The following is a 21,530-nucleotide window of genomic DNA, read 5'->3' on the forward strand; positions in this document are numbered from 1 at the left end:
TCTTGCTCATGCGTACGGCGTGTCGCACGGTGAGAGGGGGTCGGCGCCCCCGACGCGGCGCTTGACTTTCATCTCGCGTATTGGCCAGGCCGTTACGGGGAACCGGCGCGGCGGCCGATCCGGAGGACACCGGATACGGCCGCCCGATACGCCGCTATTCGGGGGAGCCGGGGGCGGCGGGCCGCGTCCGGACGACGTCCGTGCCCGCGATTCGGTCGTGCAGCGCCCGGCGCGCCCCGTCGGGGACCTCGCGCCGCGCCCCCTCGTAAATGAAGGCGCCGTTCACGACCCAGAAGAAGCCCGCCAGAAGGCCGAGGACGGGCACGGGACGCACCGCGATCGGCAGGTTGTACGTCGCCGCCCGCAGGAGGGCCCGTCCGGCCCCCAGGCGCTCCGCACCGTCCGCGGGGACGACCTCGATGCCCGCGACCCGCTTGCCGGGCGTGCGGCCCCACAGGGCGATCTGGGGCGCCTCGTACGCCAGCAGGAGCAGGGCGACAAGTGGCGGCGCGACCACGTCCAGCCGCGATCTCGGGACCGTCTGGAGCAGGACGGCGACCACGGGCAGCCCGACGATCAGCGTGTCCACGATCCGGGCCAGGAGCCGCTGCCCGGGATCGGCGAGGTCCGTGCGGTGCGGGACGTGCGGCTCCTCGGGGGCAAGTTCCCCCGCCGGCTCGGCCGTCACCCTCAGCCCTCGTAGTACTCGCGCTCGTCCACGACGAGCGTCCCGGCGAGCCGGTCGTGGACGGACTGGCGGAAAGGTACGTCCCAGATGGCCCACAGGTAAGCCATAACAGTCCCCGCGACAACGAGCGCGACGCCGTAGAACGCGTAGTCCCACACCTTGACGGCGAGGATCAGGAAGAAGAAGAACCCGAGCTGGTAGCCCACCTGGTGGACGGCCGGGCGCAGGATCGCCTGCGCCGTCGTCAGCCGCGTGCCCGCCGGGTCCTGCCGGACGATGCCGAGCTTCAGGAGCCGCTTGCCGAGCGTCCGGCCCGACATCGTGAGCTGGACGGCCTCGTACGCGAACGGCAGCACCGCGAGCACGGCGAACAGCGTGATGATGATCGGCCAGTTCCACACGGCGCCGTCGGTGGACGCCTTCTTCCCGCTGGTGTCCAGCCCGAAGATGCCGATGGTGAACGGCAGGATCAGCGCGAACCCGAAGACGGCGACGAGCAGGTTGTCGGCCAGCCGGGCGGCGGCGCGGCGCGGGATCGAGGCGAGCTGGACGTCCCCGCCGCCCGCCGGTTCCTCGTAGCCCGACTCGTAGCCGGACTCGTAGGCGCTGTAGTCGTCCGTCCCCCACTGCTGGGTGGCCGCCTCGCGCGGCGCCGGAGGCTGCTGCTGGTAGGGCGCGGGCTCGTGATAGGGCGGCGGCGGACCCCAGGAGGCGCCGCCCTGCTGCGGCCCCTGCTGACCGCCGCCGGGGGAATATTCGCTCATCGGTCAATCCTCCAGCCGAAGCAACATCCGGGTGTTCCCCAACGTATTGGGCTTCACCCGGTCCAGGTCGAGGAATTCGGCGACGCCCTCGTCGTACGAACGGAGGAGCTCCTCGTACACCTCTGGAGCGACGGGCGTGCCCAGGATCGGCCGGAAGCCGTGCCGTGCGAAGAACTCCACCTCGAAGGTAAGGCAGAACACGCGCCGCACGCCGAGGTCGCGCGCGGTGTCGAGCAGACGGGACACGATGCGGTGCCCGATGCCGCGTCCGTTGTGGCCCGGACGGACGGCCACCGACCGCACCTCCGCCAGGTCCTCCCACATCACGTGCAGGGCGCCGCAGCCGATGATCTCGCCGCTCTGCAGGTCCTCGGCGACCCAGAACTCCTGGACGTCCTCGTACAGGGTCACGGTCGACTTGCGGAGCAGGCGCCGTCCCGGCCCCGTGAACAGGTCGACGAGCCTGCGGACGTGCTGGACATCGGCGGTGCGCGCACGCCTGATCACGACTTCCACAAGCAGGCGAGAGTAGCGAACCGGCGCCCCGCCGCGACCCGCCGACCGGCGATTTTCCCCGAAGCCGTTGGCACCGGGGGCCGACTCCGTTAGTCTCCTGCGCTGACATCGGCCCGCGCGGCGCGCGCGGCCGAACCCGCCGAACTCCGCGACCGGGCCTCTTCCCGGTGGCGGGCCGGTACGGACCGCCGGGAGAGCGCGACCGGCCCCGGCGGGCGGTCGAGCAGAGGAGCACCCCGTGGAGCCGTTCCGTTCGTTCCGCCGTTCCCGTCGGCTGCGCGCGCTCGTCCTGACCGGCGCGGTGGTCGGCGCGGCGGCGCTCGCCCCGCCCGCGCACGCGTCGCCGGACCCGTCCGCCAAGGAGCTGAAGACGCAGGCGTACAAGCTCGCCGACCAGCTCGAACGCCTCACCGAGCAGTACAACGGCCTCAAGGTGAAGCTGCAGCAGTCGCAGCAGGCCGCGCGGGTCGCCAAGGCGAACGCCGGACGGCAGCAGAAGGCGCTGGAGGGCCTGCGCTCCCGGTTCGCGGGGCTGGCCGCCGACGCGTACATGCACGACGGGGACGACCCGACGGCCGCGTTCGTCGCGTCCCAGGACCCGCAGACGGTGCTGGACCAGACGGCCGCGCTCAACTACTTCGCCACCCAGAACGGGACGCGCGTCCTGGAGCTGATGCAGGCGATGCAGGGGGCGGAGCGGGCGCGCAAGGCCGCCGAGGACCGCGCCGCGCAGGTCGCGCAGCTCCGCGCGCAGCTCGCCGACCAGCGCAAGAAGATCACCGCGCTGTACGAGAAGGTGCGGAACAAGGTCGTCAAGCAGGACCCGAGCCAGCTGGCGAAGCTGCCGGTGTTCGGCGAGAGTCGGGCGGCGCAGGCGCTGCGGATCGCGATGAGCAAGATCGGCAGCCCGTACGTGTGGGGCGCGGCGGGGCCGTCGACGTTCGACTGCTCCGGACTGGTGATGTGGGCGTACCACCAGGTCGGGATCAACCTGCCGCATTACACGGGCAGCCAGTTCACGGCGGGCGTGCACGTGTCGCAGAGCCAGCTTCGGCCCGGGGACCTCGTGTTCTTCTACTCCGACCTGCACCACGTGGGGCTGTACGTGGGCGGCGGGAAGATGCTGCACGCGCCGCACACGGGGGACGTGGTGAAGATCGCGTCGATGGCCGGGCGTCCGTTCGCCGGAGCGGTGCGGGTGGCCTGAGCGTCCGAAACCCCGACCACATCCGGACTAGTCCCCCAACCAGGGATAGACTGGACGCGCTTGGGAAAATGGCGCACATGCGGACATTTACGGCACAGGACGCGCACGCCCGTCCGGCGAGGCTGGAACAACGTCCGCGGCGGCGCCGCCGGCGGGGACACACCCACCGGGACGCCGGCGCCGCCGCACGGGGTCGGACGGAGTTCGCCGCTCGTCGATCCGGACTAGATGAGCTGCCGACGGGCCGCCCACACCACGGCCTCGATCGGGGTATTGACCTCGAGCCGGTCGCAGATGGTCCGCAGCCTGCGGCGCAGGGTGCGGGCGCTCAGCTCGAGTTTGCGTGCCGCCACATCCGCCGTGACACCGCTGGCGATCTGCGCGAGGAGCCGCAGTTCCTCCTCGTTGAGTCGCAGATCTTCGGTGCCACGACGTGTGAGTGTGGCCTGTTCCACTCCGTCCTCCCTCGTCCGTGGTGATGACCGCGGGGATGCAGCCGCCCGCTGCACAGGTACGGGTGAGCGTCGATCTGTACGCGCTTCGGGTTGCCGGGTCCGGAGCCTTCCGGACTTAGATCATCGGGTTCCTTCAACTGTCAGGCGTGCTTGGCCGGAGGTGGCCGATGGGTGGTTTGCGGGGCATCATCCCGGAACTCCGGGCGACGATTCAGACGTTGTCCGGGGGTCGGGACGGGGCTCTGATCTCCAGCCATCGCAGCCCTCCCCTTCCCTCCGGAACCGCCCGTCCGCCCCGGGCGCCTTCGCACGGACGCGGACGAAGATCGTGAATCGTTTCAAGCTACGCTTCGGCTCGGAACGCTAGGCGGCCGGATCCGGCCCGTCAAGCGCCGATTCCGTACTATCTGTGCTCGTATGGAGACCAGGGGTAGCCGGGGCGCCGAGGGTTGGCCGCGAAAATCCCTCTGACCAGCGGGAACAGTTCCGGCACCCCACGAGGAGAGACGTGTCGCAGCCGAGTATTCGCGAGGTCGCCCGACGCGCCGGAGTCTCGGTTGGGACCGTTTCGAATGTCCTAAACCGGCCAAACATCGTGGCCGAAGCCACCCGTGACCGCGTGCTCGCGGCGATCGAGGAGCTCGGGTTCGTCCGGAACGAGTCCGCGCGACGGCTCCGGCAGCACCCCGACGAGCCGCGTCCGGCCGCCCGCGCCCGCGCGTTCGGGGTCGTCGTGGAGGACCTCACCAACCCGTACGCGTCGGACGTCGCGCGCGGCGCCGAACTCGCGTTCGAGGAGGCCGGGTACGAGACGCTGTGGCTGTCCACCGACCACTCCGCCGACCGCGAGCGGCGCGCCCTGGAGCTGCTCGCCGAGCAGCGCGCGACGGGCGCGCTCGTCAGCTCGGTCGAGGACGGCCCGGACCGAATCGGACGGTGGCGCGAGACCGGAATGTGCGTCGTCCTCCTGGACCGGGCCGGGCCGGACTTCTGCTCCGCCCAGGTCGACCACGTGGCCGGCGGCGACATCGCGGCGGCGCACCTGCTGTCGCTCGGCCGGGACCGGATGGTGTTCGTCACCGGCGTGCCCGAGCCGCAGCCCGTCGCCGAACGCGGCGAGGGGGCCGCGCGGACGCTCGTCAAGGCGGGCGGCGGCGACCTGGCCGTCCTCACCCAGGACGGGCTGACGCCGAGCGCGGGCCGGGCGGCGGCGCACCGGCTGCTGGCCCTGTCCCCGCGTCCGACCGGCGTGTTCTGCGCCAACGACCTGCTCGCGATCGGCGTGGTCAACGAGCTGATCCACCTCGGCGTGCGGGTGCCCGAGGACGTCGCGGTGATCGGCTACGACGACATCGAGCTGGCCGGGAGCGCCGCCGTGCCGCTGACGACGATCCGGCAGCCGCGCCGCGAGCTGGGCTGGGAGGCGGCGGAGCTGGCGATGGCCGAGGTGGCCGAGGGGTCGTCGCACGAGCACCGCCAGGTCGTGCTGCGGCCCGAGTTGGTCGTCCGCGAGTCCGCCTGACTGTTGACAAGCCGTCCAACGGAGGTGACGGTGTCCGTATGGGACAGGCCATCGTGGACGCCGCCGCCGTACTCGGCTTCGATCCGTTCGATCCGACGTTCCGGGCCGACCCGTACCGGGGTTATCCACAGCCCGGGCAACTCGTCCAGACCGACGCCGGGCTCTGGGTCACGTCCTCCTACGCCCTCTGCGAGCACGCGCTGCGCGACCCGTCGTTCGGGCACGGCCTCGGCGACGAGGGCGAGACGTGGCGGCAGGGGCCGCGCCAGCGCTCGTTCCTCACGATGGACCCGCCCGACCACACGCGGCTGCGCCGGCTCGTCAGCAAGGCGTTCACGCCGCGTCTGGTGGAGCGGCTGCGGCCCCGCGTCACCGCGCTGGTGGACGAGCTGCTCGACGCGGCGGCCGGCTCCCGCACCGACCTGATCTCCGCGCTCGCCTACCCGCTGCCCGTCATCGTGATCAGCGAGCTGCTCGGCGTCCCCGCCGCCGACCGGGACCGGTTCAAGGACTGGTCGGAGGCGCTCGCGCGCGGCCTGGACCCCGACTTCCTGCTGCCCGATGCGGAGATCGTCCGGCGCGAGGCGGCGCGGAGGGAGTTCAACGCCTACTTCCGGGCGCTGGCGGCCGAGCGACGGGCGGCGCCCCGCGACGACCTGCTGAGCGCGCTCGTCGCGGTCTCCGACGACGGGGACGCGCTCACCGAGGCCGAACTGCTCGCGACGTGCGTCCTGCTGCTGGTCGCGGGGCACGAGACGACCGTCAACCTGATCGGCAACGGCGCCCTGGCGCTGCTCCGGAACCCGGAACAGCTCGCCCTCTTCCGCTCGCACCCGGACGCCGTCCCGGCGGCCGTCGAGGAGCTGCTGCGCTACGACCCGCCGGTGCAGTTCACGCTGCGGACGGCCGTCGTGGACACCGAGCTGGGCGGGACGCCGCTGGCGAAGGGCTCGTTCGTCCTGCTGCTGAACGGGATGGCGAACCGCGACCCGTCCGTCTTCACCGAGCCGGACCGCCTGGACGTGACGCGGTACGCGGGCGGTTCGGCGGCACGACACCTGTCGTTCGGCCAGGGCATCCACTACTGCCTGGGGGCGCCGCTGGCGCGGTTGGAGGGACAGGTCGCGCTGAGCAAGCTCTTTGCACGGAACGTGACAATGGCGGCCGAGCCGGTGACGTACCGGCACAATCTCGTCCTACGCGGCCTGGAGTCCCTCCACGTGGACCTCTCCACCTGACAGCTTGCGCTGCGCATGCGGCGTGGGACGCGAAACGCGCGCAGGGCAGGCGACGGTTGACCACCGCTTCGCGGATGCCTGGGAGCGTTACGCGCGGCCTGAACTACGCGCCGGCTCACGCTGCGCGCAGCGCGCTTCTTATTCGGGCTTGACCAGGGGGAACAGGATCGTGTCGCGGATGCCCTTGCCGGTGAAGGCCATGATCATTCGGTCGATGCCGGCGCCCATGCCGCCGGTGGGGGGCATCGCGTATTCGAGGGCTCGCAGGAAGTCCTCGTCGAGTTGCATGGCTTCGGGGTCGCCGCCAGCGGCCAGGAGGGACTGTTCGGTGAGGCGGCGGCGCTGTTCCACCGGGTCGACCAGTTCGGAGTAGGCGGTGCCGAGTTCGGTGCCGAAACCGATCAGGTCCCACTTCTCGGTCAGCAGCGGCTCGGCGCGGTGTTCGCGGGTCAGCGGGGACGTCTCCACCGGGTAGTCCATGACGAACGTCGGCTGGACGAGCGTGTGCTCGATCAGCTCCTCGAAGATCTCCTGGACGAGCCGTCCCTGGCCCCACTTGGCGTCCACGTGGACGCCGGCGGCCTCGGCGAGCTTGCGGACGGTCTCGATCGGCGTGTGCGGCGTGACCTCCTCGCCGAGCTTCGCCGACACCGACCCGTACAGCGTGATGCGCGGCCATTCGGGCAGGCCGAGGTCCACCTCGTGGTCGCCGTGGCGCACGACGGTCGTCCCGAGGGCGGCCACGACCGCCTTCTGGTACATCCGCTGCGTCAGGTCGGCCATGTCGTTGTAGTCGAGGTAGGTGCCGTACGCCTCCAGCATCGTGAACTCCGGGTTGTGCGTGGAGTCCGCGCCCTCGTTCCGGAAGTTCCGGTTGATCTCGAAGACCTTCTCGATGCCGCCCACCACGAGCCGCTTGAGGTACAGCTCGATCGCGATGCGGAGGTACAGCTCCATGTCGTAGGCGTTGATGTGGGTCCGGAAGGGCCGGGCCGCCGCGCCGCCGTGGATCGGCTGGAGCATCGGCGTCTCGACCTCCAGGTACCCCTCCTCGTGCCAGAAGTCGCGGACGGCGCGGACGGTCGCGCTGCGGATCCGCGCCATCTTCCGGGCCTCGTCGTTGACGATCAGGTCGACGTAGCGCATCCGGACGCGCGCCTCGGGGTCGGTGAGGCCCGCGTGCTTCTCCGGCAGCGGACGCAGCGACTTCGACGTGATCGCGTACCGGTCCGCCATGATCGACAGCTCGCCGCGCCGGGACGTGATCACCTCGCCCTCGACGCCGATGTGGTCGCCGAGGTCGACGTCGCGCTTCCAGGCGTCCAGCGCCTCCTGCCCGACCTTCGCCAGCGACAGCATGATCTGGAGGTCGCCGGTGCCGTCCCGGACGGTCGCGAAGCACAGCTTGCCGGTGTTGCGCAGCAGCATGACGCGACCCGTGACGCCCGCCCGGTCGCCCGTCTCCGTGCCCGGCTCCAGCCCGGTGTATTTCTCCCGCAGCTCGGCGTTGGTCGCCGTGCGGGGGAACGTCACCGGGTAGGGGTCGATGCCGGCCGCACGGAGGCGGTCGAGCTTCTCCCGGCGCACGCGCATCTGCTCCGGGAGGTCGTCGTAGGTCTCGTCACTCACACGCTCAGGCTACCGACCCGCCCCACCCCCGGCGAACCCGCGCACAGCCTGTGGAAAACCCCGCCTCAGGGCGTGTTGCGCTCGTAGATCAGGCGCAGCCCGATGAGGGTCAGCCACGGCTCGAACTCGTCGATGCTGCGCGACTCCTCCAGCACGAGCGGGGCGAGGCCGCCGGTCGCGATGACCGTGACCTCGCCCGGGTCCTCGGCCAGTTCGTCCGACATCCGCTCGACCAGGCCGTCCACCTGGCCCGCGAAGCCGAAGATGATGCCCGACTGGAGCGCCTCGACGGTGTTCTTGGCGATCACCGAGCGGGGCCGCACCAGCTCGATCTTGTGGAGCTGCGCACCGCGCGCCGACAGCGCGTCTATGGAGATTTCGATGCCTGGTGCGATGGCACCCCCGACGTACTCACCGCGCGAGGACACGGCGTCGAACGTCGTTGCGGTGCCGAAGTCCACGACGATCGCCGGCCCGCCGTGCAGATGAACGGCGGCCAGTGCGTTGACGATTCGGTCCGCGCCCACTTCTTTGGGGTTGTCCATCCGCACCGGTACGCCGGTCTTCACGCCGGGCTCCACGATCACCGCGGGGACGTCGCCGTAATAACGACGGCACATCTCGCGCATCTCGTGGAGCACCGACGGGACGGTCGAGCAAAGGGCGATGCCGCTGATATCGGTGTCGGCGAGCAGCGGGCTCTGCGCCACGAGACCCTGGAGGACGACGGCGATCTCGTCCGCCGTCCGGCGCGGGTCGGTGTTGATCCGCCAGTGCTCGATGACCTCCTCGCCCTCGAACAGACCGAGGACGGTGTTGGTATTGCCGACGTCGATGGTGAGCAGCATCAGGTCCCCGCTGGTCAGGAGAAGTCAAGGCCGATGTCGTAGGCGCGCGACGAGTGGGTCAGCGCACCTACTGCAAGGTAGTCCACCCCCGTCACGGCCACATCTCGGACCCCGTCCAAACCGAGGCCGCCACTGGCCTCCAGTTCGGCGCGGCCGTTCACGAGCCGTACGGCCTCGGTCATCTCCCCGATCGACATGTTGTCCAGCAGCAGGGACGTCGCCCCTGCGGCCAGCGCCTCTTCAACCTGCGCGAGAGTGTCGCACTCCACCTGGACGTGCAGGGACGGGTACACGGCGCGGATGGCCTCGTAAGCACGGGTCACCGAGCCTGCCGCCGCGATGTGGTTGTCCTTGACGAGCGCGGCGTCCCCGAGCCCCATCCGGTGGTTCACGCCCCCACCGCAACGGACGGCGTACTTCTGCAGCGCGCGCAGCCCGGGAAGGGTCTTGCGGGTGTCACGCACCTTGGCTTTGGTGCCCTCGATCGCATCCACCCATCTGCGCGTCGCAGTCGCGATGCCCGAAAGGTGAGTGAGGAGGTTGAGCGCGATGCGTTCGGCTCGCAGAACTGCGCGCGTGGGTCCGGACACCGAAATCAGGATCCGTCCTTTCGTCACGCGGTCGCCGTCCGCGACATGGGCCTCGTAATCCACGCCCAGCAGCTCGAAGACGACCTCGGCGACCGGGATCCCGGCGACGACGCCGTCCTCGCGGGCCGTGAAGTCGCCGGCCGCGCGGTCGTCCGGGGCGAAGATCGGCTCGCTGGTGACGTCGGCGGCGCCGTCCTCGGCGAGCGCGGTCTCCACCAGCGCCGTCACGGCGGCGGCGTCGAGGTCGGCGGCGGCCAGCCGCGCTTCCAGTTCGGGTGTCATCGGTGCTCCTCGTAGGTGGTGACCAGGCCCGCGTCCGCGCGGCGGGTGACGAGGTGGCCGCGCCAGGCCGCGTCGTCGCGTTCGGGGTGGTCGTCGCGCCAGTGGCTGCCGCGCGTCTCGGTGCGGCGGCGCGCGGCGGCGACGATCGCGGACGCGACGGCGTGCAGGTTCGTGGCCTCCCACGCGGCGACGTCCGGCGCGACGTCCGGGGACGGCGCCAGCGCGTCCAGGGCGCGGGCGGCGCGGTCCAGGCCCGCCGCGTCGCGCAGGACGCCCGCGTCCGCCGACATGATCCGCTGGATCGCGTCGCGCGCGCCGCCGTCCAGCAGCCCGGACGGCCCGGACGGCGCGACCGCCGGACCCGGCTCGCCCAGCTCCGCCCCGACCGCCGCCGCGATGCGCTCGGCGAATACCAGGCCCTCCAGCAGCGAGTTGGACGCGAGCCGGTTCGCCCCGTGGACGCCCGTGCAGGCCGTCTCACCGCACGCGTACAGACCGGGCACGGTCGTACGTCCGTGCAGGTCGGTGCGGATGCCGCCGCTGGCGTAGTGCGCGGCGGGAACGACCGGGATCGGCTCGGTCACCGGGTCGATCCCGTGGAACCGGCAGGCCGCGAGGATCGTGGGGAACCGTCGTTCCCACAGATCGGCGCCGAACTCGCGCGCGTCCAGCAGCATGTGCCGCTCGCCGGTCTCGGCCATCCGGCTCATGATCCCCTTGGCGACGACGTCGCGGGGCGCCAGCTCGGCCAGCTCGTGGCGGCCGACCATGAAGCGCGTCCCGGAGCGGTCCACCAGGTGCGCGCCCTCGCCCCGGACGGCCTCGGAGATCAGCGGCTGGCGGCCCCGCGCGTCCGGCCCGAGCCACAGCGCGGTCGGGTGGAACTGGACGAACTCCAGATCGGTCACGGCCGCCCCGGCACGGAGGGCGAGCGCCACACCGTCCCCGGTCGATACCTCGGGGTTGGTCGTCGCGGCGAAGACCTGGCCGAGGCCGCCGGTGGCGAGCACGACCGCGCGGGCGCGCACCGCCCCGACGCCGCCGGGACGTCCCTGGCCCATGACGTGGAGCGTGACGCCCGCGGCGCGTCCGGCCGCGTCCAGCAGGAGGTCCAGGACGAGCGCGTGCTCGATGACCTCGACGTCGCTCTCCTTGAGCGCGGCGCGCAGCGCGCGGCTGATCTCGGCGCCGGTCGCGTCGCCGCCCGCGTGCGCGATGCGGCGGCGGTGGTGGCCGCCCTCGCGGCCGAGCGCGAGGTCGCCGCCGGGCGCGCGGTCGAACTCGGCGCCGAGCGCGATGAGCCGCCGGACGGCGTCCGGGCCGTCGGTGACGAGCGCGCGGACCGCGTCCTGCGAGCAGAGGCCGACGCCCGCGGTGAGCGTGTCGGCCAGGTGTTCGCCGGGGGTGTCGGCGGGGTCGAGCGCGGCGGCGACGCCGCCCTGCGCCCAGCGGGTGGAGCCCGCGTCCAGAAGGGCCTTGGTGACGAGCAGGACGCGGCCGTGCGGACGGCAGTTGAGCGCGGCGACCAGTCCGGCGACGCCGGAACCGATCACCACGATGTCGGTGTCGGCGGTCCAGCCGGGGGCGGGCGCCGTGAGCACACGAGGGATCATGTGCCCCTCCTCAGGGGTCGATTTCTCGTCATTCTGACATTAACCCCTGCGGCGGGATGCGACCGGCCCCCGTCCGAACGGTCAGCGCCGGATCAGGTCGCCCCGGGAGTCCAGCGAGCCGGGGACGGGCTCGGCCGGGTCGGAGCCCAGCGAGATGATCTTGTTAGAGCGGTCCACGTGCACGACGCGCGGCTCGAACGACCGCGCGTCCGCGTCGCTCATCTGCGCGTAGCTGATGATGATCACCAGGTCGCCGGGCGCGACGAGCCGGGCCGCGGCCCCGTTGATCCCGATCACGCCGGAGCCCCGCTCCCCCGCGATCAGGTAGGTCTCCAGCCGGGCGCCGTTGTCGATGTCGACGATGTGGACCTGCTCGCCGGGCAGCAGGTCGGCCGCGTCCATGAGGTCCTGGTCGAGCGTGAGCGACCCCACATAGTGCAGGTCGGCCTGCGTCACGGTGGCGCGGTGGATCTTCGACTTGAACATGGTCCGGAACATGACGACTCCTTCGGGGGGCGTTCAGGCGGGGAAGCCGAGCGGGACGTTGTCGATGAGGTGGGTTCCGCCGACGCGGCCCGCCACGGCGAGCACGGCCGGTCCCTCGTGGTCGGCGGCGACCTCCTCGAACGTCGCCGGATCAACGAGGACGAGGTAGTCCAGCAGCAGCGGCGGATTCCGGGACGCCGCGGCGTCCAGCACCGCCCGCGCCGCCGTCCGGACGGCGTCCGGGCCGTCGCCCGCCGCCTTCTCGCCCGCGTGCAGGGCGCGCGACAGCGCCGTCGCCGTCACCCGGTCCGCGTCGGTGAGGTACCGGTTGCGGCTGGAGAGCGCCAGGCCGTCCTTCTCCCGGACGGTCGGGGCTCCCACCACCTCGACCGGAACGTTCAGGTCGGCGACCATCCGGCGGACGAGGGCGAGCTGCTGCGCGTCCTTCTCCCCGAAGATCGCCGTGTCCGGGCGCACCAGGTGGAACAACTTCAGGACGACCGTGAGCATTCCGTCGAAATGCCCCGGCCGCGTCACGCCCTCGACCCGCTCGCCCATCGGGCCGGCCTTGACCGTGACCTGCGGCTCCGTCGGGTACATCTCGGCGACGGACGGCGCGAAGATCAGGTCCACGCCCTCGTCCGCGCAGGCCGCGACGTCGTCGGGGAACGTCCGCGGATAGCGGTCCAGGTCCTCGTTCGCGCCGAACTGGAGGGGGTTCACGAAGATGCTGACGGCCACCGCGTCGGCGGCCTCGCGCGCCCTCCTGATCAGCGAGCGGTGGCCCTCGTGCAGCGCGCCCATCGTCGGGACGAGCGCGAGCGTCCCGGTCAGCGCGGACCTGGCCGCCGCCAGCTCGCCCCGCGTCCCGGCGATCACGAGCGTCATGGCGATCCCCCTCCTCAGTCGGCCAGCACACCGAGGAGCCGCTCGGCGTCCCCGGGCTTGAGCAGTCCGGCGGTGAGCGCCCGGTCCGCGGTGAGCCGCGCCAGCGCGACGTAGGCGCTGCGGCTCTCCGGGGAGACGCGGGCGAGTTCGGCGACGTGCTCGGCGACCGTCCCGGCGTCGCCGCGCGCGACCGGGCCCGTCAGGCCCTCGATGCCGAGCCTGAGCGCGTTGTCCAGCGCCGCGCCCAGCAGGGGGCCGAGCATCCTTCCGGGCTCGGCGACGCCGGCCTTCGTCAGCAGGTCCATCGCCTCCACGACCAGCGTGACCAGGTGGTTCGCCCCCGTGGCGAGCGCCGCGTGGTACAGCGGGCGCTTGTCCTCCTCGATCCAGACGGGCTCGCCGCCCATCTCCAGGACGAGCGCCTCGGCGACGGGACGCAGCGGGTCCGGGGTCGTCACGCCGAACGACACGCCGCTGAGCCGGTCCACGTCGTCCGGGCGTCCGGTGAACGTCATGACGGGGTGGACGGCGAGCGGAAGCGCGCCGGTGCGGGTGGCGGGCTCCAGGACGTCGGTGCCGTAGCGTCCGCTGGTGTGCAGGATCAGCTTGCCCGTGGTGCCGACGCCCGTGGCGGTCAGCCCCGCGACAAGATCGCCGAGCGCGTCGTCCGGCACCGTGACCAGCACCAGATCAGCAGCCTCCACGACCTCCTGCGGGTCGCTGAACGCAGCACCCGGAAGCCGCTCCGCGGCCCGCGCCCGCGACTTCTCCGACACGGCGGACACGGCGACGACCCGGTGCCCGGCCCTGGCCAGCGCGGCGCCGAGCGCGGTCCCGACGCGTCCGGCGCCGACCACGCCGACGTCCAGACGGGCGGGCCGGTCCTCCGGCGCGTCAAAAGGCACAGCAGGATCCATACAGGTTCGTTCCAGTCCTCAACAGTAGGTACCGGACGTGCGCGATCCAGGGTACCCGCGCCCCACGCGACGTCCAGTACTCAGCCCGAAGGTGACTCTACGCACACCCGCCCACGCCTCTGACCAGCTCACCCACCCGACCACCCCAAACCCGACCAACCGCCGCGCCAGGACGACACTCATGAAGATCATCGAAGACGACCTCTCCACCCCCGAGATCGCCGATTTCCTCCGCCACCACCTGGCGGACATGAACGCCCTCACTCCACCCGAAAGCGTCCACGCCCTGGACCTGGAGGCCCTGAGAGCCCCCGAGATCACCTTCTGGTCCGTCCGCGACGGCTCGTCAGTAGCAGCCTGCGGCGCCCTGAAACGCCTGACCCCAACTCACGCCGAACTGAAATCAATGCGCACCGACCCGACCCGCCAACGCACCGGCCTGGCGTCCCGCCTGCTCACCCACATCATCAACGAAGCAACGGCCCGAGGCTACAACCGCCTCAGCCTGGAAACCGGCTCCGCCGCCCCCTACCTCCCCGCCCGCCGCCTCTACGAAAAATTCGGCTTCACCTACTGCGCCCCCTTCGCCGACTACACCCCCGACCCCAACAGCGTCCACATGACCAAACCCCTCCGTGCAGCAATACCCGCACCCAACCAATAAACGCGCCTGCCGCCTACCCGAGATCGACAAAAACCCCGGCCACACACACTTAGATCGCCGAAATTATCCTTCACCGTCCGGGAAAATGTAATGCTCACGATTGCGATGAAGGAATCTCCATTGCTCTTCGTCGCGAGAACTGACGGGAAGTATCTCGATGAAAATATCGTGTTCGATCGCGATTCGGAGATCGCCGCAAATGCCCACTGTCACGGCCTGCACCTTCGGCTGCAACCGTTCGGCGAACCTGTCGACTACCGACGCTCCGGTATCGTACCGCATCTCCGCCTTGCCTGGCTCCAAATCGCCAGAACCAAGTACAATTCTACCCCCTTGGCAAATGCGTGCCGGACATTGGACATGCAGGGCATATTTTCCAGCCGTTGGCTCAGATTCTACAAATCGAGTGGCGAGCGGCACTCGATTGCCGAATTCAAGAATCATAGTCAACCCGAAGCGACCGATCCCCGAAAAAGCCAACCCTTTGATCGAGTCGTTCATTCGACGGGATGCCACATCGGCATCGAACATTCAATCACATTCCTTGAACATCTCAGTGGCTTCATTGACTACATCATGATACCCCATCCCCTGTTTGGTGATAGCGTCATGCACTTTGCGTTTTTCCGCGCGCGTCAGCTGGCGGCCGATGTTGCGTTCGGCTTCCTTGATCGCGTCTTTCGCCTGCTTATTCTGGCGCTCGTGATCTTTGGTGGTCTTATAACCATCGTCATCACCGGCACCCGTATCCCAGTCGGGAATGAAGATCTTCGGGTCGAAATCGTCCCTGCCGTTATGCACGAGAATCGGCGTTGACCCGGCCAGCACGTAATAGGTGTGCACGCCACTGACGACGAGGTTGTACACGCGCTGATCGCGTGCAACCCGCCGAATTACCGAAGTGACCTGAACGTAAGCACCACTTCTAGTGCGCAGCCACATCCCGGGGTAAAAATCAGCAGCCTTAACCCAGCCGCCGACAGCAGACTCTCTCCAAGGCGTAATCGAATAGGCGGCCCAGAACAAGTGATTGGCCGTTGCCACGACAACGCCATCGTCTTTCGCGCCCCCATTAACGCGAACCTGGACAAGGTCCTTATCACCTTGGCCGACAATGGTTGAAACGACAATTTTCGCACCGGCGTCGCCGGTCTTCGGATTCACCGCGAGAACTTGGTCCCCGACCTTCACGCGGTCGATCGGTTTTAGTTTCCCATTCGCGAGAAGTACACGGGTTGACGGCGTGAAGCTATTACAGGCACGCGCCAGTCTGGCCACCGTTTTCGAAGCATCACGCCAGTCATTAAACGACTTAGCGAGCTCTTTGACGAGTCCGACGATCTTCTTGCCGAGCCGGAACGTCTGCGCCCACTTGAATGGGTTTCCGTGTTTCCGCAGAAACTTCAGCAGCGGGCCGCCGGAGACCATGGTCACCACGTTGAGCGCCGTTTCGGCGCATCCTCCGATGTCGCCCTTGGTGAAGCAGTCGAGGGCATCGGTGATGCCTAGTTCTTCGGCAGCGATCTTGCCCAGGGCCATCGCGGCGGCCTTGAGACGCTGTTTCGCCTGTTCGGCGGCCTGCTTCTGTGCGGCGATGCGCGGGTTGATGGCGGGACGGGTGTTCCTCGCCGGTCCGCTGTCGCCCGAGCTGACGGGTCGACCATGCTTCGGGTAGACGGTGTAGCCGTTGCCGCTCCGGTTCGGGACGCGGTTCTGGCCGTCCCCGTTGAAGCACTCCAGGTAACCGTCGATCCGCCGGCACCACTGGCCGTCCGGGTCGGACTTGGACACCGGGTCGTTGTCGGCGTAGGAGTAGCCGTTCCACGACTGCGGGTCCTTCTCGTCGAACAGCGGGTCGACGGAGATGAAGCGGCCGAGCTTCGGGTCGTATTCTCGGGCGCCCATATGGGTGAGGCCCGATGAATCCTTGGGCGCGCCCAGGAAGCCCTTGTCGTCGATCCAGGCCGGCGGTGTGTCGCCACCGTTCCGGGCGTTTCCGAATGGGTCCAGGCGGCGACGTGTGAGTGCCTGTTCGGCTCCGTCCTTCACCGCCAGGAGCGACGTGCCGTTGTGGTCGGCGGACAGGAAGGTGACGCCGTCCTTGGTACGTGTGGCGATCGTCTCGTCACCGTGCGTGTAGTAGCGGGTGCCTTCGACGGTGCCGCCCGACAGAAGGCGCAGTTCCATGCCCGGCAGGTAGAGCGTCGACGTTCCCGGCTCCTTGCGGATGAGCCGGTTCCCATCGCCGTCGTACACGTAGTTCGAGGTGCTGCCGTCCGCTTGCTTGACGGACGCGAGATTTCCCTCGGTGTCCCACGTGAGGGTCTGCTTCTGGCCCGCGAGGACGCGCTCTGTGGTGTTTCCCGCCTCGTCGTAGGAGTACGTGTTGAGCCTGTCACCGGTCGGCGTCGTGTCGACGACCTGAGAGACGGCGTGCGGACGCGCGGCGCCGTTCGTGGGATACGTGTAGCTCGCGGTCGTGTCCGTGCCGGTGGCCGTCAGGGTGTGCTGGACGACCTTGCGCCGGTTCCCGTTCGGGTCCTGGGCGTAGGACGTCCAGTACGGTTCCGGACCGCCGACCGTCGTGGTGACGTTCGTCTTCGTCGGGGCCGTCGAGCAGTCGGCCTTCGCCGTCCACGCCTCGCTCAGCCGGTCCAGGTAGTCGTACGAGAAGCACTGGGCGTCGCCCGTCGCCGCGTCGTTGATCGACGTTATCGAGCCGCTGTCGGTGTAGCTGTACTGGGCGCGGAGGTCGGGAACGGATCCCTGGATCTCGCGATTCAGCTTCGCCTCGGTCAGCCGGTTGGTGCCGCGTTCGTACGAGTACGTTTCCCAGGTCTTCTTTCCACCTGTGGACAGTTCTCGCTGAAGGACCTCACCCGTCGGCGCGTAGTCCGTGCGCGTCAGGTAGGACGTCGTTCCGTCGACGGTCGTCGGGCGCTGCAGGTCGTCGTAGCCGTAGCGCACGACCTCGGCGGGCAGACCGCCCGCGGCCGGCATCCCGATCGTCTTGACCGTGCCGTCCCGGTTGTAGGCGGTCGTGAAGTCGTAGACGCCCTTGAGATTTCCCTCGGCTGCGGGAACGACATACCTGGTCGAGGTCGGCCGGTAGAAGTCGTCGCGGGTGAGAACGGCGCTCGCGTACGCGTTGGCCGTTGTGCCGTCGGTGTGGCGCAGGGTGGCGTAGAGCTGGCCCTTGTACTTGGTGTCGTAGGTCCACTCGGTGAGCTTCTTGCCGCTCGCGTCAGTGCCCTCGTACGTCGCCGTCTTACGACCGATCTTGTCGTAGGTCGTGAAGATGCTCTTGTTCCTGGCGTCCGTCGCGAGAACCGGACGGTCCAGGTCGTCGTAACCGTAGGTGGTCGTCCCGGCGTCCGGATCGACGGCTTTGATCTTGCGACCGCGCTGGTCGTATTCGTAACGCCAGACTTCGTTGCTCTGGTTGGTGACCGTCGCCAGACTTCCGGCCGGCGTGTAGGTGTAAGTGCTGGTGTCGTGGTCCCCGGTGGGCGATGTCCCCTTGTACTGGAGGAGCTGAATCGTCCGGCCCTGGGCATCGGTGATGGCCGTGCTCGGGGTCCCGCCGGCGGGCGGCTTGGTACTCACCCGGTCGCCGCCGTACGTGGTGACGGTCGACCATTTGTCCTGCCCGGCGACGCGGAACGTCTCGACCGTCGGGCGGCCCGCGCCGTCGTAAGTCATGACGGTCTGGCCGTTCACCAACCCGTTGTCGACGGTCAGCAGCGTGCCGGACGGCGGGCCGTTCGCCCAGTACGCCTCGTTCGCCTTCGCGACCTGGCCGATGCCGTTGTAGAACGTGTCGGCGACGAGGCGTCCGCCGTCCGGGCCCTCGGTCTGGATCTGGCGCGGACGCAGGAATCCGTCGAGCAGTTTGTACTCGGTTCCGTACGTGCCGTCGTTCTCGATCTTCTCGGTCTTCACCGACGTGATGCCGTCGGCCGGAACCGTGTAGGTGTATTTGACGCTCGGTGTGAGACCGTTCGCCTTGGGACGGTCGGGGAACCAGACGCTGGTGAGGCGGCCCAGTGGGTCGTAGGCGAGATCGGTCCGCTTTCCGTTGGGGTCGATCTGCGCGGCGGGCGCATTCCAGCCGGGCGTAAACCAGGTCTCGGTGATGTGCCCGAGCGGATTCGTCTCCTTCTTGTAGGTGGCGAGCCCGTCGGTGTCGGTGTACTCGGTCGTCGTCGTGGAACCCGCCGGATCCTTGGCGGTCAGCGGGCGCCCGTGCTCGTCGAAGGTGCCTTCCGCGTCGGTGATGTACTTCGCGGTGGTGCCGTCATGGCTCTTGAGCGTCTGCACCTTCGTGACGTCGCCCTTGGTGGGGGCGGTGCCGTACGGCTGGCCGTCGTAGGACGTCAACGTGTCGGACAGCAGCTTCGTGGAACGGTCGGCCGTTCCGGCGTCCGCGCACTTGACGGACAGTTTCTCGACGCGTTTCACGTAAGTGCGCATCCAGGCGTCGACGTCGTCGGCGTAGGACGTCAGCGTGCACACGTCATCGGTCGCGGTCGAGAGGTCGCCGAGGTCGTCCTCCTGGACGATCCGACCTGTCGTGTCGTCGTAGGTCGTGGTCGACTTCGTCTCGCGCCACCCGCCCGTGGAAAGGGCGGTCAGGCCACGAATCGTTCCGGTGTCCACGAACCCGGCGCGATCGGTGCCCCAGTCGTTCTTGCGGGTGGCGGTCTGCTTCCGCCACGGCGCGTTGATCGTCTTGCTGACGATGGAGGCTCCGTCATAGACGACGGACTCCAACTCGAATCCGGCGAGATCCGGATAGTCGGTGTACGAGGCGTCGGTGGAGTCCTTCACCGACACGGAGCGGGTGCCGCCCGCCGGGTCCTTGTCCCCGTCCATGCCGCGGAAATACGTGTAGTCGGTCCGCGTCGTGTACGTCTGCCCGTCGCCGCCGAGCACGCGTACCTTGCCGTACCCGGCCCATTCGCCCCAGGTCAGATTCTTGGGATCGCCGATGCCGTCGGGGTCGGTGTACCGCCAGCCGGCATCGCCCTCGTACTCGTATTTGGTGACCTGGTCGGGCGATCCACCCGTCCGGTCCGTCTGGATGACCTTCTCGACCACGTACTTGTGGAACCAGTCCGTGATCGGATCGGTCACGCCCGGCGGCGTCCACTTGACCGGGAAACAGCGCTTGGTGCTTTCACCCGGTTTCGGAAGGGACGAGGAGGTGCATTCCGTCGGCGCATAGTTCACGTCGAGCTGGCCGCCCGAATCGGTGTACACCGTCGCCAGCCGGTAGCGCACCATCGGCTGGATGTTGTCGTTCGGGATGTCGATCCGGTTGGGAAGCTGCTTGCCGACGAGCTGGACGGACGGCGTCGTCGCGGTCCCTCCCACGAGACCGGCGTGGTCGATCTTCGTGAGCCACAGCGTCCGCGAGCCGTCGCCGTTGTCCTTGAACTCGTGCGTCAACGTCCAGGCGTCGACGTCGGCGTAGCCGGTGCCCGACCGCATCTGGGTCCGGATCTTCACCAGGCGCTTGCGGGTCCAGAACGACGGGCCGGTCTGCTGCCAGGTGCACTTGGTGTCGGGCTTGCAGTTCAACCACCCGGGAACGTCCGGCCAGTTCGCCGAGTCCGGCACGGCGGCCGGATCGCAGGTCACGCCGGTGGACGGAATGCAGCGCTCGGCCACGTCGAACACCACGCGCGCCGCGGCCGGCGTCGAGTAGACCTGACCGTCGCGCTGGCCGTAGTCGGCCCGCTTCAGGTAGCCGCCGCGATCGTAAGGAGTTCCGTCGACGTCGGTCTTGGCGTTTCGCGCGTAGTAGTTCGTCTCTTTCGCGTAGTAGTACGAGAGGACGTCACCATGCGGGCTCTTGACGTAATCCAGGTTCCAGCGCCATGCCTGGTTGCACCAGGAGTCGGCGAAGCCCGACGACTTGTAACACGGTTCTCCGGAGTTGTTCCCGAAGACCGGCATGCGCCAGACGGAACTCGTCTCCTCCTTGCCGCTGGTCCAGCCGGGGAGGCGGTTCAGGCCGAAGTAGTACTGGGTCCCGTCGGTGGTGGTGATCCGCCAGTGCTCGCCGTTGTCGTCGCCGTTCGTCGCGCCGGTGAGCCGTTCGACCTTGGAGCCGTCATCGTCCTTGAGCCGCCACTTGCCGGTGGCATCGTCCTTGATGAGCTCGGTGGACGTTCCGCCGAGCTGGATGACGGCGTTGTCGGTCGCCCAGCACAGGTCTCCGACGTCCTTGTTCCCGTCGTCGGCGCATGCCTTATAACGGCGTTCGATGTAGCCCGGCTCGTAGGAGAATCCTTCGCCGATCCACGAGCCCTGGTTGTTCGTGGCGGACGTCTCGCCGTCGACCGACTGCGAGGAGTAGCCCAGTCCGATGCTCGGGGCCATGCCACCGGGAGCCGGGACGGTCCGGAGGGGATAACTCCAGGAGAACCCGCCGGAGGACGGCGAGACGCTCCATTTCGAGGACGGTGCGAGATTGGTCGCGCCGTAGTCGCCCTGGTCCGATCCGGTGTCGGCGGCCAGGGCCACCATCGTCGTCGAACCCGCTGCCGTCATCGGCAGATCTGCGGTGACCGTGCGTGTCGTGCCGTCGTTCGTCGACGGCAGCTCGGTCGGCTTCCCGCAGTTCGCCGGCTTCCCCGGCGGGCACTTGGGCAGCGCGACCAGGCGAAGGTGGGAGCCGAACGCGCCGCCGAACGCGTCGGCGAAGGTCCCGTAGCCGATGCTGACGCGAAGCTTTTCGTTCGTCTTGACGGTGTCCGTCCGCGAAAGGCGCAGCAGGACACCGGAAACGCCCGCTGCGGTCGCTTCCTGACGGCTGAGAACATCGACCTTGAGCTTCCGCGGTTCCGCGGTCTTCTTGCCGGCGACCCTGACGCGCAGCCCGCCTGCGGTTCCTTCACCCGTGCCGCCCTGCACCGTGACCTCGGCCGATCCGGTGCTCGGCCAACCGCCGCGCGGAGGCGTGCGCAACGTCCTCGCCGCGGTCGGATCGGGGCGCCGGGGTTCGACCTTCCCCCGGCTGCCCTTCACCGGCTTCCGCTGCTTCTGCGTCGCCGGCCGCGTGCCTTTCGGATCCGCGAACGCGGACGCGGGAAGCGCCTCGACCAGTCCCGCCGGAAGGACCACGAGCAGCAAGAGCGCCAGCACTCGGGCGCATCGGCGCCGAAGGCCGATGAGGACTCGGGACGACTGCATGGCTCTCGCTCTCAGGGTCAGCG

Annotated in this window: 17 protein-coding genes; 4 read left to right on the forward strand and 13 right to left on the reverse strand. The window is 69.2% G+C overall.

Features of this window, described 5'->3' with window-relative positions:
* Positions 1-154 precede the first annotated feature (154 nt).
* From GQ466_RS11965 to GQ466_RS11975, 3 genes are read right to left on the reverse strand one after another with little or no spacing between them, the layout of a single operon-like run.
* On the reverse strand, positions 155-688 hold the full coding sequence (locus GQ466_RS11965; protein WP_161102938.1) for an RDD family protein: 534 nt from the start codon (positions 686-688) through the stop codon (positions 155-157).
* Positions 689-690: 2 nt separating this feature from the next.
* On the reverse strand, positions 691-1,452 hold the full coding sequence (locus tag GQ466_RS11970) for an RDD family protein (protein WP_161102939.1): 762 nt from the start codon (positions 1,450-1,452) through the stop codon (positions 691-693).
* 3 nt (positions 1,453-1,455) lie between these two features.
* Positions 1,456-1,968, reverse strand: coding sequence for an amino-acid N-acetyltransferase (locus tag GQ466_RS11975; RefSeq protein WP_337193432.1), 513 nt, complete (start codon positions 1,966-1,968; stop codon positions 1,456-1,458).
* A gap of 238 nt (positions 1,969-2,206) precedes the next feature.
* Here GQ466_RS11975 and GQ466_RS11980 point away from each other — a divergent pair, with 238 nt between their 5' ends.
* On the forward strand, positions 2,207-3,175 hold the full coding sequence (locus GQ466_RS11980; protein WP_337193433.1) for a C40 family peptidase: 969 nt from the start codon (positions 2,207-2,209) through the stop codon (positions 3,173-3,175).
* Positions 3,176-3,399: 224 nt separating this feature from the next.
* Here the strand turns inward: GQ466_RS11980 and GQ466_RS11985 are convergent, their stop codons facing one another.
* Positions 3,400-3,630: a LuxR family transcriptional regulator gene (locus GQ466_RS11985; protein WP_103561760.1), complete on the reverse strand. Its 231-nt coding sequence runs from the start codon at positions 3,628-3,630 to the stop codon at positions 3,400-3,402.
* A 508-nt stretch (positions 3,631-4,138) separates the two neighbouring features.
* Here GQ466_RS11985 and GQ466_RS11990 point away from each other — a divergent pair.
* Positions 4,139-5,152 (forward strand): substrate-binding domain-containing protein, encoded by a 1,014-nt coding sequence (locus GQ466_RS11990; RefSeq protein WP_202420396.1) that lies wholly within the window; start codon positions 4,139-4,141, stop codon positions 5,150-5,152.
* Positions 5,153-5,190: 38 nt separating this feature from the next.
* Positions 5,191-6,390, forward strand: a complete 1,200-nt coding sequence (locus GQ466_RS11995) for a cytochrome P450 (RefSeq protein WP_161102940.1) — start codon at positions 5,191-5,193, stop codon at positions 6,388-6,390.
* 138 nt (positions 6,391-6,528) lie between these two features.
* On the opposite strand, the gene lysX is transcribed toward GQ466_RS11995, so the two are convergent.
* The 7 genes from lysX to GQ466_RS12030 form a co-directional block, all read right to left on the reverse strand.
* Positions 6,529-7,983, reverse strand: a complete 1,455-nt coding sequence (gene lysX, locus GQ466_RS12000; protein ID WP_202420569.1) for a bifunctional lysylphosphatidylglycerol synthetase/lysine--tRNA ligase LysX — start codon at positions 7,981-7,983, stop codon at positions 6,529-6,531.
* A gap of 101 nt (positions 7,984-8,084) precedes the next feature.
* Complete coding sequence (locus tag GQ466_RS12005) at positions 8,085-8,867, reverse strand: type III pantothenate kinase (protein ID WP_103561758.1); 783 nt, start codon at positions 8,865-8,867, stop codon at positions 8,085-8,087.
* Positions 8,868-8,881: 14 nt separating this feature from the next.
* Positions 8,882-9,739, reverse strand: coding sequence for a carboxylating nicotinate-nucleotide diphosphorylase (nadC, locus tag GQ466_RS32720; protein ID WP_161102942.1), 858 nt, complete (start codon positions 9,737-9,739; stop codon positions 8,882-8,884).
* The gene (locus tag GQ466_RS12015) at positions 9,736-11,352 is read right to left on the reverse strand and encodes an L-aspartate oxidase (RefSeq protein WP_161102943.1); all 1,617 of its coding nucleotides are present in this window, start codon (positions 11,350-11,352) and stop codon (positions 9,736-9,738) included. The genes nadC and GQ466_RS12015 overlap by 4 nt, the downstream gene beginning before the upstream one ends.
* Positions 11,353-11,433: 81 nt before the next feature.
* Positions 11,434-11,850, reverse strand: coding sequence for an aspartate 1-decarboxylase (gene panD, locus GQ466_RS12020; RefSeq protein WP_161102944.1), 417 nt, complete (start codon positions 11,848-11,850; stop codon positions 11,434-11,436).
* 21 nt (positions 11,851-11,871) lie between these two features.
* Positions 11,872-12,726: a pantoate--beta-alanine ligase gene (gene panC, locus GQ466_RS12025; protein ID WP_161102945.1), complete on the reverse strand. Its 855-nt coding sequence runs from the start codon at positions 12,724-12,726 to the stop codon at positions 11,872-11,874.
* A gap of 14 nt (positions 12,727-12,740) precedes the next feature.
* Positions 12,741-13,643, reverse strand: a complete 903-nt coding sequence (locus tag GQ466_RS12030) for a Rossmann-like and DUF2520 domain-containing protein (RefSeq protein ID WP_161102946.1) — start codon at positions 13,641-13,643, stop codon at positions 12,741-12,743.
* 181 nt (positions 13,644-13,824) lie between these two features.
* On the opposite strand from GQ466_RS12030, the gene GQ466_RS12035 reads away from it, so the two are divergent.
* On the forward strand, positions 13,825-14,307 hold the full coding sequence (locus GQ466_RS12035; RefSeq protein WP_161102947.1) for a GNAT family N-acetyltransferase: 483 nt from the start codon (positions 13,825-13,827) through the stop codon (positions 14,305-14,307).
* Between the two features lie 63 nt (positions 14,308-14,370).
* Here GQ466_RS12035 and GQ466_RS12040 read toward each other — a convergent pair whose 3' ends face one another.
* Together GQ466_RS12040 and GQ466_RS12045 are read right to left on the reverse strand one after the other, a co-directional pair.
* On the reverse strand, positions 14,371-14,838 hold the full coding sequence (locus GQ466_RS12040; protein ID WP_161102948.1) for a hypothetical protein: 468 nt from the start codon (positions 14,836-14,838) through the stop codon (positions 14,371-14,373).
* The gene (locus tag GQ466_RS12045; RefSeq protein WP_161102949.1) at positions 14,839-21,459 is read right to left on the reverse strand and encodes an RHS repeat-associated core domain-containing protein; all 6,621 of its coding nucleotides are present in this window, start codon (positions 21,457-21,459) and stop codon (positions 14,839-14,841) included.
* Positions 21,460-21,530: the final 71 nt, after the last annotated feature.

Source organism: Actinomadura rayongensis (assembly GCF_009831215.1).
GTDB classification, from domain to species: Bacteria; Actinomycetota; Actinomycetes; order Streptosporangiales; family Streptosporangiaceae; genus Spirillospora; species Spirillospora rayongensis.